This window comes from Streptomyces sp. NPDC054794 (assembly GCF_053611585.1).
Genome location: NZ_JBSHAQ010000025.1, coordinates 130,008 through 145,771 on the forward strand (window position 1 = coordinate 130,008; position 15,764 = coordinate 145,771).

Sequence of the window (15,764 nt, forward strand, 5' to 3'; positions counted from 1 at the left end):
GTGTCATCCCTGGGCGATGGCGGCGGCGTACTCGCGGCTCGCGGTGAGGACGTCGGTGAAGTAGCCGGGGACGCGGGCGGAACCGACGACCAGGGCGCGGTCGAGGAGGGTGTTGCCGGTCTGGCAGCTCGTCTCGGGCAGCAGGGTGCAGGCGTGGCAGGCGGCCCGGTTGAGGTTGCCGAAGCCCTGGCCGGTGTGCTCGGCGCACAGCGGGTCGGCCGAGCACCAGGCGGCCGCCTCCAGCATCCGGATGAGCGTCTCGGCGAAGTGCGGTGCCTCGCCCTGCCGGACCAGGCCGCCGAGAGTGCCCTCCGCGTCACCGGCGGCCGTGTAGATCAGCAGTCCGCGCTGGCCGTACTCGGGGCGGCCGTACACGCGCTCGCGCAGGCTGGCGGTGGTGTAGCCGGAGTCGAAGGACAGCTGGCGGATGAGCAGGTGGGCGACGGTGTGCAGGAGCAGGAAGCGGGGCGAGAGTTCGCTGCCGGTCGTCTCGGCGAGCTGTTCGTCGCGGAACGACGCGTCGAGGTCCGTACGGACACCGTGGACGTGGGCCCGCACGCGGGGGTCGTTCTCCCAGGCGGTGAGGCGCTGTTCGTCGAGGGTGAGGACGATGCCCTCGCCGTAGACCTCGGTCGCGGGGAGCCAGCGCAGGCGGCCGCTGGTGTCCGCGGATACGAGGGTGCCGCCCGGCGAGTGGCGGCGGAAGCCGGTCAGCGCCCGCACCTCGCGGAGGCGGTCGACGAGGACGACACCGTCGATGTGCGCGTCGAGGGTGGCCCAGGGCTCCTCCTTCTCGCCGTCGAGGCCGAGTCCGCCGCGGCGGATCGCGAACTCCGATGTGGGTTCGGGAAGTTGACTGGCGTCGAAGGCGTACCACTCGTCGCGGCTCAGGTCGATCTTGCCGGACTTTCCGGGCTCCGGCCGGTTGGCGGGCGGCTGCGCGGAGGCGCCCGTGGCCTCCGCGACGAGCTGGTCGATGAGGCTGTCGGGGGCGTCGGTGTCCTCCTTGATCATGCCGCGGAAGGTGTCGGCCCTGGACGTGCCGAGTGCGTCGAGCAGGATCGGCCAGTAGCCGTGGCCCAGGACGGCCTCCGCCATGTTCCGCTCCGCACGCGGGGCTTCGGCGGTCTGAGGGATGTCGAGGGCCGAGTAGACGACCGGGTAGTAGACGTTGCCGGCGGTGCGCTGCACGATGTGCACCTGCTGGCCGCAGGAAGCCCTCGCGTCCCAATGCTGCCAGGGGTTGCGGCCCGAACAGCGTCCGCCCTGGGGGCCGAGGACGTCGAGCAGGTCGCGTTCGGCGCCGCAGGGCTTGCCGCCCTTCCCGGTCGCTCCGCAGCGCACCGAGAGCGCTTCGAGTCCGGAGGCGCGGTCCGCGACGCGGAAGCTGAGCCGGCGCGCCTTCCAGGCGTCCTTCGACTCGGAGCAGGCCTCCCGTAGTTCGGGCGCGAGCTTGGAGTGGGCCCAGTACCACCAGTCGACGTCGTCGAGGTGTCCGTCCGGGCAGATACGGACGAACCGCATCGGGGTGAGGCGGGGTGCGGCGGCGCAGGACGTGCAGACGGGCGGCTCGCCCGGCCTCTCGTTGTCGCGCAGAAAGCGGACCATGGCCCGGCAGGAGCCGCAGAACAGCCAGCCGGGGAAGCGTACATAGGGGACGCCGGGGCGGTCGGGCTGGTCGTAGCGGTCGTTGAGGGTGTGGGGCGCGGCGAAGAAACCCGTGACGCCGAGGCGGGCGGCGAGTCGTTCGGCGGGGACGGGGGTCTTCAGCCCCGGCCAGTTCTCTATGCCCGCGGCGACGAACGACTCGCCCTGGACGTCGAGTACCGCGCCCACGCCGAACGGCAGCACGGTCTGCGCCTGACGTACCCGGAGTTTGCGCTTCACTTTCCCGCTCCCGTCACGGTGATCTGGCACTCGCGGTCGACGCTGCGCATGGAGTTGAGGGTCTCCCACAGGCCGTAACGCTGTTCGAAGGCCTTGAGCAGGTTGTGCTGGCCCTTGCCCTGGCTGCGGTAGTAGAGGTCCTTGCCCTCGGCGGCGGCGGTGTCGGCCTGCCGGTACCAGTCGTCCAGGAGGTAGCCGAGTTCCGCTCGCACGTCGGCGCGTACGGCGTCGGCGTCGGCTCCCGTGGCGCCGCGCTCGGCGGTCGCGGCACGCTCGGCGAGGGCGTCGGCGATCCGCCCTGCCTCTTCCTTGTGGTCGGTGATCCGTCCGGCCCGGTTCTCGGCGGCCAGGCCGAGCCGGTGGCGGACCAGGATGACGAGCGCGGCGTGCAGGGCGCGGCGGCGGGCGGGCAGGGACCAGGGGGTGACGCTGGCGGGTTCGACGAAGCGGTAGAGCGCCCGGTGGTAGTCCATGAAGGTCTCGTAGTGGGACCGGTCGCGCGGGCGCGTGGCGTTGAAGTAGGTGACGACGAGTCCGGGCACGTGGTGGCGGCCGACGCGACTGGTGGCCTGGATGTACTCGGCGGTGGTCTTGGGCTGGCCCTGCATGAGCAGGTACGCGAGCCGCTTCACGTCGACGCCGACGGAGAGCATGTTGGTGCACGGCAGGAACGACACCGACCGGGGGTCCGTCCAGGGCTTTTCGAGGCGGTCGAGGAGGATGGGCTGATCGGCGCGCTTCACGCTGCTGTCGAGTTGTTGTACCTGCTCGCCGACCAACTCGCGGGTGCCCGCGCCCTCGTCGAGGCCGCGGAGCTGGGCGGGGATGTCGTCGCCGGCCGCAGTGACGGTACGGCCGAGTTCGCGCAGGCTGTGGTGGTAGGCGACGAGTGTCCAGTAGTCGTCGCGGTGTTCCTCGGGGAGCTGGTGGACGCCCTGGAGCATGGCCGCCGTGGTGGCGACGGCGCCGCGGCCCGCGGTGTGGCCCTGCGCCATGACACCGAGGTAGAGGCGGCCGGGGCGGCCGGTGTCGGGGACGGCGAAGAAGCTGTCGCGGGCGTCGAGTCCGGACGGCGGGAAGAGCTGGACGTCCTGGTGGTGCAGGGCGCGGACCTGCTCGGCGGAGCGCCGGATGGTGGCCGTGGCGGCGACGATCTTGGGCGGGCGGCCGTCCGGGGCGGTGCACAGCTCCAGGACGGCCGCCTCGTAGAGGCCGACCGTGGTGCCGAGCGGTCCGGTGAGCAGGTGCAGCTCGTCCTGGATGATCAGGGACGGGGGCCGGTTGCCGGTGCCCGCGCCGAAGAGGCTGCCGGAGTCGGGCTCCCAGGCGAGCCGGGCGAACTTGTCGACGGTGCCCAGGACGAAGGTGGGCGGATCCTCGTAGAGGTGCTGGTCGACGACGGCGACGGGCAGGACGTCGTGGAAGGCGCACTCGTCGCGGGTGCAGTAGAAGGCGAACTCGTCCGTCTCGGCGCGGACTCCGTAGTCGGAGCGGACGCTGGACCGGGTCGGCGGCAGGATGCGGGTGCCGCACCACGGGCAGCGGTCGAGGATGAAGACGTCCTCGGGGTGGCTGGCGTCGCGCTGCTCATCGAAGGCGATCTTGGCCGCCTCGAACTTGTTCGGGGTGGTGGTGTCGCCGACCCACAGGCCGATGGTGATGGGTCCGCCGAGGCCGAGCTCGGGTTCGGTGCGGCGCAGGTGTTCCAGGGCGCAGATCGTGGTGGCAGCGCGCTGGAACTGCTGGGTGGTGAGCAGACTGAGGGTGTAGCGGCTGAGCACGGTGGTCCCGCCGCCTTCGCCGCGGATCCGGCGCAGGGCGATGGTGAAGGCGGCCAGGAGCAGATACGCCTCGGTCTTGCCGCCACCGGTGGGGAACCAGATGAGGTCGGTGGTCTCGCGGTCGCGGTGTCCGGGGTCGGCGACGCCGTCGAGGGCGAGGAGGAAGAAGGCGAGCTGGAAGGGGCGCCAGGTGGCCTTGGGGTCGAGGGGCGGGTCGAGGGCCACGGGGTCCGCGCGATGGCGCCGCTGACCGGCCTGGTCGGGGGCGGAGTGCCGCATCTGCAGCAGCATGGCGCGCTGGGCGATGCGGAAGGCGTCGAGGAGCTCGGGGCGGCCGGGGTCGCACAGGGTACGTACGCCGGCCTCGATGCGGGTGACCGCCTGGTGGACGCGGTCGAGGATCCGCTCCGCGGCTTCCCGGCCCCAGGGCGGCACCTCGACGGATCGCTGGCCCACGTACCAGGCGTGGTACGAGGCGGCGAACTCGGCGAGTTCCTCGCGGAGTTGATCCCTGTCGACGGCCGGGTCGGCCAGGTGGGAGATCGTGAGCGCGGGGGCGTCGAGCGGGCCGCCGGCCCGGATGGCGGGCACCTCGGCGCGTGGCAGGGCTTCGCAGGCGAGGAGTTCGACACCGCCGTCCTCGCCGTGGTCCTCGCGGACGGCGCAGCCGTGGCCGACGGCATGGGTGACGACGTGCCGGTACTGAAGGCGCAGTTCGCGTTCCTCGGGATCGCGGCTGGCGAGCCGGACGCTTGGATACGGCAGCACGGCACCATCAGCGGGGCGGACGCTGAGCCGGCACTGGAACAGCATGTCGTCCCAGTCCGGCGCCTTGTCGTCGGCAGCGTCGTGGTGCTTGTCGTTGACCAGGGCCACGGTGATGAGGGTGCCCGCGCCGTAGGAGCGGCGGGTCAGCTGGATCTTCGCGCGGCCGTCGAGGACGGGCACCTCCTCCCGGTCGGGGCCGACCGTGTGTGTCTCGGGCGTGAGGGGGACGCGCTTCCAGCGCCGACCGCGCCCGGGTTCGTTCCGCTGCGTCTCGTAGCGGGCGGCGGCACAGCTCACCTCGACGTCTACGGCATCGGTGTAGAAGCTGATGCCGAGGGACGCGGGAAGCCAGCTGTTGGTCTCGGGCACGGGGTCGGGGGCCGGGTCCACATCGGGGGCGTCCTGCTCGGCACCGGGTGCCTCGGGGTCGTCGGCGGCGAGGTCGAGCCGGCGTCGGCGGTCCGCCTGTTGCGGGTAGAGCGTGCCCATCAGGTACTGCCGGTCCGGCGGCGCGTCGAGCACCTCGTCGTCTTCGCCGACGGGGCCGACGAGCTGGCGGGTGAGGTAGTCGACCAGCTCCTGGCGCGGGTCCATGTGCGGGTTCCTTCGGATCAGATGGGATGCGGCCGGTTCACACGGTGCGCAGGTGCGACGGGATCAGCCCGTGGCGGATCAACTGGCCAAGGAACTTGGCCTTGGCCTTCGATTCGATCTGGCGGATGCGCTCGCGCGTGACGCCGAAGACGACTCCGATGTCCTCGAGCGTGTCCGGCTCGTCGCCGTCAAGTCCGGTACGCCGGACGAGGACATGCTGCTCACGCTCGGTGAGGTGCCCCAGGATGTGCCGCAGGCGTTCCTGAAACTCCTTGCGGAGGAGCACGATCGGGGGCCCGGGCAGCCGGCTCGGCCCGATGATCAGGTCGCCGAGGGCCGCGTCGTCGCCGATGATGCGGTCCAGGGAGTCGGTGGGCCGGCTGATCCGGCGTACCTCCTCCATCTCGGCGAAGGTGAGGCCGGTCGCGTAGGCCACGTTGTCGACGGTCCGAGGGCGGCCCTCGCTCAACAGCTTGCGCTCGGCGACGGCGACCTTGCTGACCCTTTCGTGCATGTGTACAGGCAGCCGGATCATGGTGCCCTCGTCGGCGATGGCCCGAGTCATGGCCTGCTTGATCCACCACGTCGCATAGGTCGACAGCTTGAAGCCCTTGGTGGCGTCGAACTTGCGGACCGCGCGCATCAGTCCGAGGGTTCCGTGCTGGACGAGGTCCTCGATGTCTAGTCCGTGCCCCTGGTAGCCGTGTGCGATCTTCCACACGAGCCGCTGGTTGTGCAGGACAAGGCATTCGTAGGCATGCCACCGCTCGCTGTCGCGAGGCAGCGCCTTGATCTCCTCCGCCGGAACATCGCGGCCGAGATGGTCAAGGCCACCACGGAGAAGAACGGCGAGGCCCACTTCCTCTTCCGCCTTGAGCAGCACCTTGCCCAGGTTCCGCCGCCACCGGTCCTCCTCCAGCACGGCCCGGGCCGCGCGGACGGTGTTTGACAGTCCGTCGTCCGTGGCGGAAGCGGCGGTGCGGGCTACGCGCTTCTTGCCGGTCGGCGGCTTCGGCGACGCGGTTCCCGACGCGGCGAGGGACGCCGGCCTCGCCGAGCGGGTCGTCTGACCACCGGTCAGTGCCTGGGCGACCGAGCGGGGCAGACCCGGGCGGTTGATCGGGAAGTCCACGGTCAGCTCCCGCGCTTCGGCGGGGCTGAGCCCGTGGAGTCGCACGACGCCGTCGTGGGCCAGTTTGCCGACCTTGCCGTCGGCATCGGCGTAGCGGGCCAGCATGTGCCGGGCCTGGGCCAGGCGTCCGGCCGCTTCACTGGGGACGGACGCGGGTTCGGGGGCAGCACTGCGCTGCGCCCCTGGCCGAAGCACGGGGCCGCCGGGTTGCGGCGGGATTGACACGACGACAGGTTCCGCGGCGGAGGTCCGGCACCGTTTCCGGCGCGAGGGCTTCACGTGAAGACCGACAGCGGCAAGTCCGTTGCGCAGCCTTCGTTGCTGCTCGTCACTCGTGAGCCCGAGTCGGTCCGCCTCCAGGGCGAAGGCCCGATGACTGACGAGGCCCGAATGAGACGCGGAACGTCTCAGCCTCTCGATGACCGACGGCAACTCCGCCTCGATCGTGCGCCGTCTGGCCTCGGCCGCCGGCTCCCCACCCATAGTGCCCCCCACTTGAGCGTTTGAGCACCCGGACTTCCGGCGAACAGTCGGCCGGGCGCAAGCAGTACTCTAGAACCGGTGCGTTTACACCGTCAACACATTCACCTAATCCGTTTACGTGTTCGATATGGGTCAATTGACGGCGTCAACAGGTAGGGTGAGCGCGTTCGCGCAGGCCTCGCTCATCCCGGAAGGTCGCCCATGCCGCAGCTCGACCGCCTCCCCGGCACGCCCGAGTTCCGCATCAAGCTCTCCAAGGAGGCCGGCGAGGCCCGCGGACACCTGCTCACCGAGTTCGGCGACAACGGCACGCACAAGTTCCTCCTGCTGGAGGGGTCGGCAGTGGTCGCCGAGGCGTGGCCGGGTCTCGGCGACCACGCGCGTCGGCTGCGCGCCGAACTGCGCGCGAACGGAGGGTTCGCCGACGCTCCCGCCGACCCCGACCGGCCCGCGGCGCCACCGCATTGGGTGGCGACCCGAGACATCGAGTGCAACTCCTCCTCGGCCGCCGCCGCTCTCGTCCACGGTTACGACGCTTCCGGACCCGAGTCGTGGCGCACGGCGGAGGGCCACCCGCTCGCCGACTATCTGTCCACCGGCTGGCGCCCCCCACGCAAGGCGTGGCTGGTGCGCGGCTCCAATGTCTCCGGGCACAACCTGGTGCGACAGCTGTGGTTGAAGGAGGGCTTCATCTCTCTCGCGGCCGCGCATCTGCCGCCCGTGGAAGAGACCGATCCGACCAAGAGCGCGCTTCGCCGCTTCGTGGAGGAGGGCTACGAGGGGGCGGCCTCCTACAGTCAGAAGCGAGGCCTCGTCGACGAACTGCACGCCTTCCTGACGCAGATGCGCGTCGGCGACACCGTCGCCACCATCGGCGACGGCCGGCTGCACATCGGGCGCATCATCGGGGAGACCGTGCGGACCTCGTCGCCGGGCGGACTGTCCAATCTGCGCAGGACCGTCACCTGGCTGCCGCAGAGCCATGCGTACGAGGAACTGCCGGAAGAGGTGCAGCAGAAGCTGTCCGTTCAGCATGACGTCGTCGACCTGACCGGCGTTCTGGAAGCGCTCGACGGGCTCACAGGGCAGACGGAGCGCACGGCCCCGGCGGCAACCGGCGACACGGGCGAGTACCCCGCTGAGGAACGGCCGATGCAGCGAGAGCTGTCGCTGCCGCACGTCACCGAGGCGCTCGCGGCCGACCTCCTCGTCCACGACCGCGCCTGGCTGGACGAGATACGTGAACTTCTCGTGGACGAGAGGCAGTTGGTGTTCTACGGTCCACCGGGCACCGGCAAGACCTTCCTGGCGATGAAGCTGGCCGAGTACTTCGGTGGCGGTCCGGAGCAGGTCAAGATCGTGCAGTTCCATCCCTCCTACGCCTACGAGGACTTCTTCGAGGGGTTCCGGCCCGTGGAGGACCCCGAGACGCGTGAGGTGGCCTTCCGGCTGACGGCGGGCCCGCTCAGGGAGCTCGCCGATCTCGCCTCCCGCGAGGGCAACCGGCACATCCCCCACTTCCTGATCATCGACGAGATCAACCGTGCCAACCTGGCGAAGGTCTTCGGCGAGCTGTACTTCCTCCTGGAGTACCGGACGAAGTCGGTCCGTCTCACCTACTCCGGGGACGACTTCGCGCTGCCGCCCAACCTCTTCGTGATCGGCACGATGAACACCGCAGACCGATCGATCGCCCTCGTCGACGCGGCGATGCGGCGCCGCTTCGCGTTCGTGGAGCTGTCCCCGCGCACCGAACCGACCGCCGGCCTGCTCGCGCGCTGGCTGGAGCGCGAGGGCAGACAACTGGAGCCCGCCCGCCTTCTCGACGCCCTCAATGTCCTCATCGACGACACCGATTTCGCCATCGGGCCGTCGTACCTGATGAAGCCGGGCGTGTACCGCGACGGCGGGCTCGAACGGACCTGGCGCACGAAGATCCTTCCTCTGCTGGAGGAACACCACTACGGCGAGGGCCTCGACGTCGCCGCCCGCTACGGCCTCGACTCCCTGCGCGAGCAGCGCCCGTGACCGTGCCCGACGTCTCGCTGCGCGAATACGGGCCCGCCGTCTGCGTCCCACTGAGCGCCGAGGCCGGGCGAGCCCTGGCCGCCTCCGGCATCCTGCAGAGCGCGACCCCCGATCCCGGCCGGAGCGGGCACTGGCTCCTGCGTGCCGGCAGCCGGGTCGGCGCCGTGCGCACACCCGGCGGTCCCGTCGTACGGATCATGCCCAAGACCCCGGTGAGCCGGCTGTTCTTCCTCCTCGGGTTCAGCCTCGACCCGGCCCGGGCCTGGCGGGACAGCGGGGAGGGCACCGTCGACACCGGCGCGTACGACGACGTCGTCCCCGCACTCGCGCACGCCGTGGAGCGGCAGATCGACGGAGCACTGCGGCAGGGGATCCTCCAAGGCTACCGGGAAGTGGAGGAGTCCGCGCTGGTCGTGCGCGGGCGACTGCGCGAGGCCGAGCAGATTCGGCGGCACTTCGGCCGTACGCCGCCCGTGGAGATCGTCTACGACGCGTACACCGTCGACACCGCCGAGAACCGCATCCTGCGCGCCGCCGCCGAGCGGTTGCTGCGGCTGCCGGACGTTCCCGGTCCCGTCCGGCGACGCCTCGCTCATCAGCGTGTACGTCTTGCCGATGTTCTGCCGCTGATACCGGGGCAGGAGCTGCCGCGTTGGCAGCCGTCACGCCTCAACTCCCGGTACCAGCCCGCGCTGCGGCTCGCCGAAGCCGTCCTGCGCGGCACCTCGCCGGAGCACCGGCCGGCCGGGGCCGATCCGCTCGCCGTGGACGGCTTTCTGCTCGACATGAACAAGCTGTTCGAGGACTTCGTCACCTCCGCCCTGCGCGAGGCTCTTCGGGAGCGCGGCCTGACCGCGCGTCTCCAGGACCCCCATCACCTCGACATCGCCGGTCTCGTACGCATCCGGCCCGACCTGGTCGTCCGTACCGGCGACGGCCGTACTCCGGTGGCCGTCGTCGACGCCAAGTACAAGGTCGAGAAAGCCGACGGACTCCTCAACGCCGACCTGTACCAGGCGCTCGCCTACGCCACCGTGCTCGGTCTGCCCGAAGCGCACCTGGTGTACGCGGCCGGACGACAGCCGGAGCGCTTCCATGAGGTGCGGGGAACGGCGGCGGGGCCGGACGGGCGGGGCGTGCGGCTGTACCAGCACAGTCTCGATCTCTCCCGCGAGCCCGTACAACTCCTCACGGCAATCCGGGAGATCACCGGTCGGCTGACCGTGAACGCCTCCCACTCGCGATCATGAATAACCGGCTTGCAGAAAGGAAGCGACCTCATGCCTCGGCTCGCCTTCGCCCAAAGCTTCTGGGACGGCTACGACACCCTGGAGAAGCCCGTCCGAGCCGGAGTACGCAAGGCCATGGCGAAGTTCCAGGCCTTGAGCGTCGCCGAACTCAACGCGGACAAGGGTCTGCACCTGGAGTCCGTGGAGAACGCCCGTGACCCGCGGATGCGTACGATTCGCATCACCGACTTCTGGCGGGGCGTCGTCCTCGCACCCGACGACGGCAGCGACATGTTCCTCCTGGTCAATGTCCTGCCGCACGACGACGCCTACACCTGGGCGGCGAAGCGTCTGTACAGCGCGAACTCCGCCACGCGGGCCCTGGAGGTGCGCAACGCCGTCGCCCTGGACGAGCTGACACCGCTGTACGAGACGGCCGCGCGCACGGCGCCTCGGCTGCTGCTCGCAGACGTCTCCGACGGCACACTGCGCGAACTCGGTATCGACGACCAGGTGCTGCGCGCCGCGCGCTCCCTGGTGGACAAGGCCCAACTGGAGGCGTTCGCCACACTCCTGCCGGAGGATCAGCTGGAGGCCCTGCAATACCTCGCCGAGGGCTTCAGCCCGGAAGAGGTCTACCGGGACGTCGTCGCCGTCCGTCGGCCCGCCGACGCGCCCGCCGAGCCGGTCGAGGACCTGGCCACGGTGATCGCCAACACCCCCGCGCGCATCCGGCTGGTCACCGGGCCGCAGGATCTGGAGGAGATGCTGGAGAAGCCGTTCGCTGCATGGCGGGTGTTCCTCCACCCCTCCCAGCGGCGCGTCGCCTACCGCACCTCGTACGGCGGTCCCGTCCAGGTCACCGGCGGACCCGGAACGGGCAAGACCGTGGCCGCCCTGCACCGGGTCAAGCACCTGCTCGGCCGCGCCGGGGACGGCCGCGTCCTGCTCACCACGTACACGAACGCGCTCGCCTCCGGACTGCGCGAGATGCTCGGCCTGCTCCTCGACGGGGACGAGGAGCTGCTGGCGCGGGTCGACGTGACGACGGTCGACGCCTGCGCGAACGGCGTCGTGCGCGCGATCTCGGCGGCCGTGCCCAAACCGGTCGGGGACCGGGAACAGCGGCAGCTGTGGGAGAAGGCGATCAAGCAGCTCGATCTGCCGTTCACCGCCCAGTTCCTGGCCCAGGAGTACCGGCACGTCGTCCTCGGCCAGAACCTCCGCGATCTCGACGCCTACCTCGGCGCGAGCCGCCGCGGCCGCGGCACGGGACTCGGGCCCACGCGCCGCCGGGAGGTATGGAGCGGCGTGGAGCGGTTCGAGCAGTTCCTGCGCGACCGCGGTGAGACCACACACCTGCGCATCTGCGCCCACGCGGCGGAACTCCTCACCGACCGGCCGGCTCCGTACGCCCATGTCGTCGTCGACGAGGCACAGGACCTGCATCCCGCGCAGTGGCGTGTACTGCGCGCCGCCGTCTCCCCCGGCCCCGACGACCTGTTCGTCACCGGCGACCCGCATCAGCGGATCTACGACTCCCGGGTGTCACTCGGCTCGCTGGGCATCACCACGGCCGGCCGCAGCTTCCGTTTGCGCGTCAATTACCGCTCCACGGAGGAGATACTCGCCTGGTCGGCTCGCCTCCTCGCACCCGTGACCGTCGACGCGCTGGAGGGCGACGGGACGGACTCACTGGCCGGGTACCGCTCCCTGCTCCACGGGCGCCGCCCCCAGGTGCAGGGGTACGCGACTCGGCAGGCGGAGACCGAGGCACTGGTGGAGCGGGTCCGAGCGTTGCTCGCCGAGGGCCTCGCGCCGCACGAGATCGGCGTGTGCTCCCGTTTCAACCTCTCCCTGGACACGGCCGAGGAGAAGCTGAAGGCCGCCGGTATCCCGGTGCTGCGGGTCAAGGGGCAGGTGGTGCAAGGGTCCGAGGGCGTACGGTTGGCGACCATGCACGCGATGAAGGGCCTGGAGTTCCGGGCGGTGTCCGTGCTCGGTGTCGCCGAAGGCACCGTCCCGTTCGCCCGTGAGATCACCCCGCGTGAGGCGGACCCGCTTCAGCATGATGCCGACCTGCTCCGCGAGCGTTGTCTGCTCTTCGTCGCCTGCACGCGTGCCCGCGAGACGCTGAGTGTGACGTGGAGCGGGCCAGCGAGCCCGTTTCTTCCGCACGTCGCGTGATCGGCCCCGCGGCTCAGTCCCTCATTCCTCCGGTGCCAGGGCGCCCGTAGCGAGACCGTCACGGGCGACCTCGGCAAGCTGCCGGCTCAGCTCGTCGACCTTGCGCATTCCTTCCTCGAAGGCGGACAGGGCCCGGAAGGCAGAGCCGTACCGGCGCTGCTCGTCGATGCCCATTCGGGGGATTCGTGAACCCCTGCCGTCGAACCGATAGGACCCGCTCGCGCTCGTGGCCCTGCGGGCGTTGGCGGAGCTGCGCAGGAATCCTTGCAGATAATCCGTGTCGAGCTGCTCGCTGGCCGAGACCGGCTCCGGACCGTCGTACGCCACGAGCCCGGCGCGGGCGAGATCCGCGACACTGGTGGTGGCGCCGTCCAGCGAGCCCGGCCCGCCGCCGTGAGCGAGCTCGGGCAGAAGGGCGGCGAGTCGGCGGATCTGGTCCTCCAACTCCTTGCGCAGGGCAGCGTACTCACCGGGGAAGTCGCGGTGTCGGGAACGGAGATGGTTCCCGGGTGTCAGGTCGACGGTGTCGTCGAGGAGTTCGATCAGCGGTACGTCGGCGACCTGGTCGGAGCATGGTTCCAGATTCCCGTCGGGGCTGTTGTCCGTCAGGTCGACCATGCGCACGGTGTGGCCGGTGTCCGCGCCTCCCGGGCTCACGGGACGCTGCAGACACCACAGATGGACGGGCAGGGCGTGCGAGGTCGCCGTCCCCGGCGGCAGGGCGATGACTTGGCGCACGATGCCCCTGCGCACGAGTTCCGCCCGGATGCGGCGACCTGCCTTGCGGTAGGCGACCGAGGCCGGCATGACCATGAGGACTTGGCCGCCGGGCACGGTGTGCGCATAGGCGTGCTGGAGCCACGCGAGCTCCCCTTCGGCCTTGGACGGGGTGCCGAGATCCCAGCGGGAGTCGAGCAGCAGTTCCTCCCGCCCCCACTCGGTCACGCCCGCTGGAGGGTCACAGACGACCAGATCGGCCTTGAGGTCCGGCCATTGATCCGCGCGCAGGGAATCACCTGCCACGATACGCACGCCTGATCGGCCCAGGAGGTCGGCCCGGAGCTGTGCGAAGAGGGCGCTGTCCTCGTCCATCTCCTGGCCGCTGCAGCGCGTACCGACCTCGGCAGCGACGGACAGGAGCAGCACCCCGATTCCGCAGGCGGGATCAAAGACAGTGGCGTCGGACGGCAGCTCCGGAGCGAAGTGGCACACGGCCCGCACCACACGCTCGGGGGTCACCTGGTCGGAGCCCGTGCGGCGAGCGGAGTCCATGAATCGTTCGGTCAGTCCGTTGACGAGGTCGACGGGCGATTCCGTCTGGGCAAGCCCCTGTACTCGGGCGGCGACATCATCCGGCAGTCCCGGTCCAGCCTCGCCGGCCAACACCGCGGCAACCTGTGCCAAGCCCTCGACCATCTGCTCCCCGTACACGGCCCGCATGGCCTGCCACAACTCGACCTCGGGTGACACCTCCTGGCCTTTGCGTTGCTTGTCCAGCCATTCCTGGACCTCCGCGAGCGCGTAGAGCGGACTGTTCGCAGCACCTCCCGCCGGCGCGGGGAAGTCGTCGTAGCGCCGACGCCAGTTGGAGACAGCAGCCCGAGTAACTCCGGCCAACCGAGCGATCTCGGCGCCGGTGACCAGTGGGGCGACCGATGGGGCGGCATTGTCCGTCATAACCCCAGCGTACACGGACTGTTACCCACCCGCCAGAGCATAGTGCGTTGACAACGTACACGCACTTGGGCCACCCTCTCGTGTGTACCTGATTCTCACCTGGACCAGCACGCCGCGGCGCGCGCCCCAGCCACAGCCGTCCACGGAGGCACCCCTTGGCATCCACCGCAGTACGCACCATTTACCGGCTGTCCGGCGTCGCCCCCACCCCGGAGGCCATGCTGTACGCCCTTGACCTCGAACTTCTGGACAGCCTCGGCGCAGATGCACATTTACCGGAGGTACTTGGGGTCCCGTCCGTGTACATCACCTGCGGGATGGAACGTACCGAGGCTCCTTGGTGCGAACCCATGTCGCGCACCACCGGTATCGCCGTCAACGAGAGCGTCCGCCGCACCGCTGCCGTGCTTCTGCTCGCCATCGACGACACGGTGTACGCCATCGGCTGCGATCAGGGGTACCGGCTGATCCCCGAACACCTCAAGGACAAGCGCTTCGGTCTCTCCTTCGCCATCCGGCAGATGGACCCGAACATGATCCGCGGGGCTGTGTCGAGGTCGCTCGGGCAGGCGCGCACCGACATCTCCCTGGTTCCGGGGGGCGCCCCGGTTCCGGTACTGGGCATCCGTGACCACTCGCGCATCGTGCGTAGCCTGGGCGGATACCTCGACGACCTGCCGCTCACCCGGTCGCGGTACACGCGTGGAAAGGCCGTCAGCGCCCAGGGCGGGTGCGGGCTGAGGATCGCCCTCGGAGTCGAGCCGGAAGCTCTGCTCTCCGACCTGCGGACCATCGCCAGAATCTGCCGTGAGGACATCCCGAACCAGGAGCTGGAGTTCGTCGACCACATCGTCCCGGTCGGTGATGCAACAACCCTCGACGCCCTCGACCAGGCCCTGGACGACCGTCTCGGCCGGCCCGCTGACGGGCGGATCTCCATCGCCGTCCCTTCCGAACACCACGCGGCGTACACGGAGGCCACCACGTACATGACGCAGATCAACAGCAGCGGTGCACTGCGCTCCTCCGACTTCGACCTCGGATACGTACTCACCCGGGCCCGGCTCGCGCCGCCCGGCCGACGCCTCAAGGCGCTGCGCGAGGGGACCGTGACCCTTGCCAGGGACCGCGGGGCGCGGGCCGTCGACACGCTCGCCGTCACCAGCGCGCTGAGCTGGCTGGAGGCCGGCATCTCACTCGGCTCCAGACGGTTCTTCCTGATGGACGGCGAGTGGTACGAGGCCGGAGCCGCCTACGTCGAAGAGTGTCAGGCCACGGTGAGGGCGCTGTTCTCTCCCTCGCCCTCCGTCTCCCTTCCGTCCTGGGTGGGCGGCGAGTCGGAGAACGACTACAACAACCGGGTGGCTGACGACCGGCGCGGCTGGCTGTGCCTCGACACCAAGAACGTCGCCAACCCTCTCCGGGCCAGGGATCAGGTCGAGATCTGCGATCTGCTCATGCCCGACGGCACCTTGATCCTCGTGAAGCGCGCAGGCGGTTCCGGTCCGCTGAGTCACCTGTTCAGCCAGGCCAGGGTAGCGGTGGAGCTGCTCCAGGAGTCCGCCCAGGTCCGTGTGGACTTCACCGCCAAGGTGGCCCGGCTCAGTGGAGGCGAGTGCGTGCTTCCGGAGGACTTCACGCCCCGGCGGATCGTCCTTGCCGTGCTGCTCAAGAACCGTGAGAACCTGACCCCGGAGTCCATCTTCGGCTTCTCCCAGATCACCATGGCCCAGACCGCGAAGGCCCTGGCAGCACGAGGAGTGACGGTCGAGGTCGTCGGTATCTCGGAAGGCAGCGCCGACGCGCTCCCCCTGCCGTTGAGTCACGTGGGGATCGGTGCAGCGGTCCACGGCTGAGCATTCCGACGCTGCTTCCGTGCAGGGCAAGACAGCTGCCGTCCGCGGCGGGATCCCCCCGGGACATTGCTGGGACTTCCGACTGCACAAAGCGACGGCTGCCGCCACCCCTCGTTCCGGCCGGCGGGAGCCGGATCGGAAC

Annotated in this window: 8 protein-coding genes; 4 read left to right on the top strand and 4 right to left on the bottom strand. The window is 70.2% G+C overall.

The window, feature by feature from the left end:
* Positions 1 to 3: 3 nt before the first annotated feature.
* Genes drmB through ACWGKT_RS25845 form a run of 3 tightly spaced genes read right to left on the bottom strand, consistent with a single transcriptional unit; the run spans position 4 to position 6,387 of the window.
* Positions 4 to 1,887 (bottom strand): DrmB family protein, encoded by a 1,884-nt coding sequence (drmB, locus tag ACWGKT_RS25835; RefSeq protein WP_453275567.1) that lies wholly within the window; start codon positions 1,885 to 1,887, stop codon positions 4 to 6.
* Positions 1,884 to 5,030: a helicase-related protein gene (locus ACWGKT_RS25840; RefSeq protein WP_453275568.1), complete on the bottom strand. Its 3,147-nt coding sequence runs from the start codon at positions 5,028 to 5,030 to the stop codon at positions 1,884 to 1,886. Before ACWGKT_RS25840 ends, drmB begins: the two co-directional genes overlap by 4 nt.
* 37 nt (positions 5,031 to 5,067) lie before the next feature.
* Entirely contained in the window at positions 5,068 to 6,387 is a 1,320-nt protein-coding gene (locus tag ACWGKT_RS25845; protein ID WP_453275569.1) for a sigma-70 family RNA polymerase sigma factor, read from the bottom strand.
* A 459-nt stretch (positions 6,388 to 6,846) separates the two neighbouring features.
* Here ACWGKT_RS25845 and ACWGKT_RS25850 point away from each other — a divergent pair, with 459 nt between their 5' ends.
* Genes ACWGKT_RS25850 through ACWGKT_RS25860 form a run of 3 tightly spaced genes read left to right on the top strand, consistent with a single transcriptional unit; the run spans position 6,847 to position 12,089 of the window.
* Positions 6,847 to 8,673 carry a DUF4357 domain-containing protein gene (locus tag ACWGKT_RS25850; RefSeq protein WP_453275570.1) on the top strand — a complete coding sequence of 609 codons (1,827 nt, stop codon included), beginning with the start codon at positions 6,847 to 6,849 and terminating at the stop codon, positions 8,671 to 8,673.
* A complete protein-coding gene (locus ACWGKT_RS25855; protein ID WP_453275571.1) occupies positions 8,670 to 9,923 on the top strand; it encodes an McrC family protein in 1,254 nt (417 codons plus the stop codon). Before ACWGKT_RS25850 ends, ACWGKT_RS25855 begins: the two co-directional genes overlap by 4 nt.
* Before the next feature lie 30 nt (positions 9,924 to 9,953).
* Positions 9,954 to 12,089, top strand: a complete 2,136-nt coding sequence (locus tag ACWGKT_RS25860; protein WP_453275572.1) for a UvrD-helicase domain-containing protein — start codon at positions 9,954 to 9,956, stop codon at positions 12,087 to 12,089.
* Positions 12,090 to 12,110: 21 nt separating this feature from the next.
* Here ACWGKT_RS25860 and ACWGKT_RS25865 read toward each other — a convergent pair whose 3' ends face one another.
* Entirely contained in the window at positions 12,111 to 13,766 is a 1,656-nt protein-coding gene (locus tag ACWGKT_RS25865; protein ID WP_453275573.1) for an N-6 DNA methylase, read from the bottom strand.
* A 155-nt stretch (positions 13,767 to 13,921) separates the two neighbouring features.
* Between ACWGKT_RS25865 and ACWGKT_RS25870 the strand changes: the two genes are divergently transcribed.
* Complete coding sequence (locus ACWGKT_RS25870) at positions 13,922 to 15,622, top strand: TIGR04141 family sporadically distributed protein (protein ID WP_453275574.1); 1,701 nt, start codon at positions 13,922 to 13,924, stop codon at positions 15,620 to 15,622.
* Positions 15,623 to 15,764 lie beyond the last annotated feature (142 nt).

What these genes read in the sequence shown, in the direction of transcription:
- ACWGKT_RS25840 (WP_453275568.1), bottom strand. Translation starts at nt 5,030, where the DNA reads ATGGACCCGCGCCAGGAGCTGGTCGACTACCTCACCCGCCAGCTCGTC.
- ACWGKT_RS25850 (WP_453275570.1), top strand. Translation starts at nt 6,847, where the DNA reads ATGCCGCAGCTCGACCGCCTCCCCGGCACGCCCGAGTTCCGCATCAAG.
- ACWGKT_RS25860 (WP_453275572.1), top strand. Translation starts at nt 9,954, where the DNA reads ATGCCTCGGCTCGCCTTCGCCCAAAGCTTCTGGGACGGCTACGACACC.
- ACWGKT_RS25865 (WP_453275573.1), bottom strand. Translation starts at nt 13,766, where the DNA reads ATGACGGACAATGCCGCCCCATCGGTCGCCCCACTGGTCACCGGCGCC.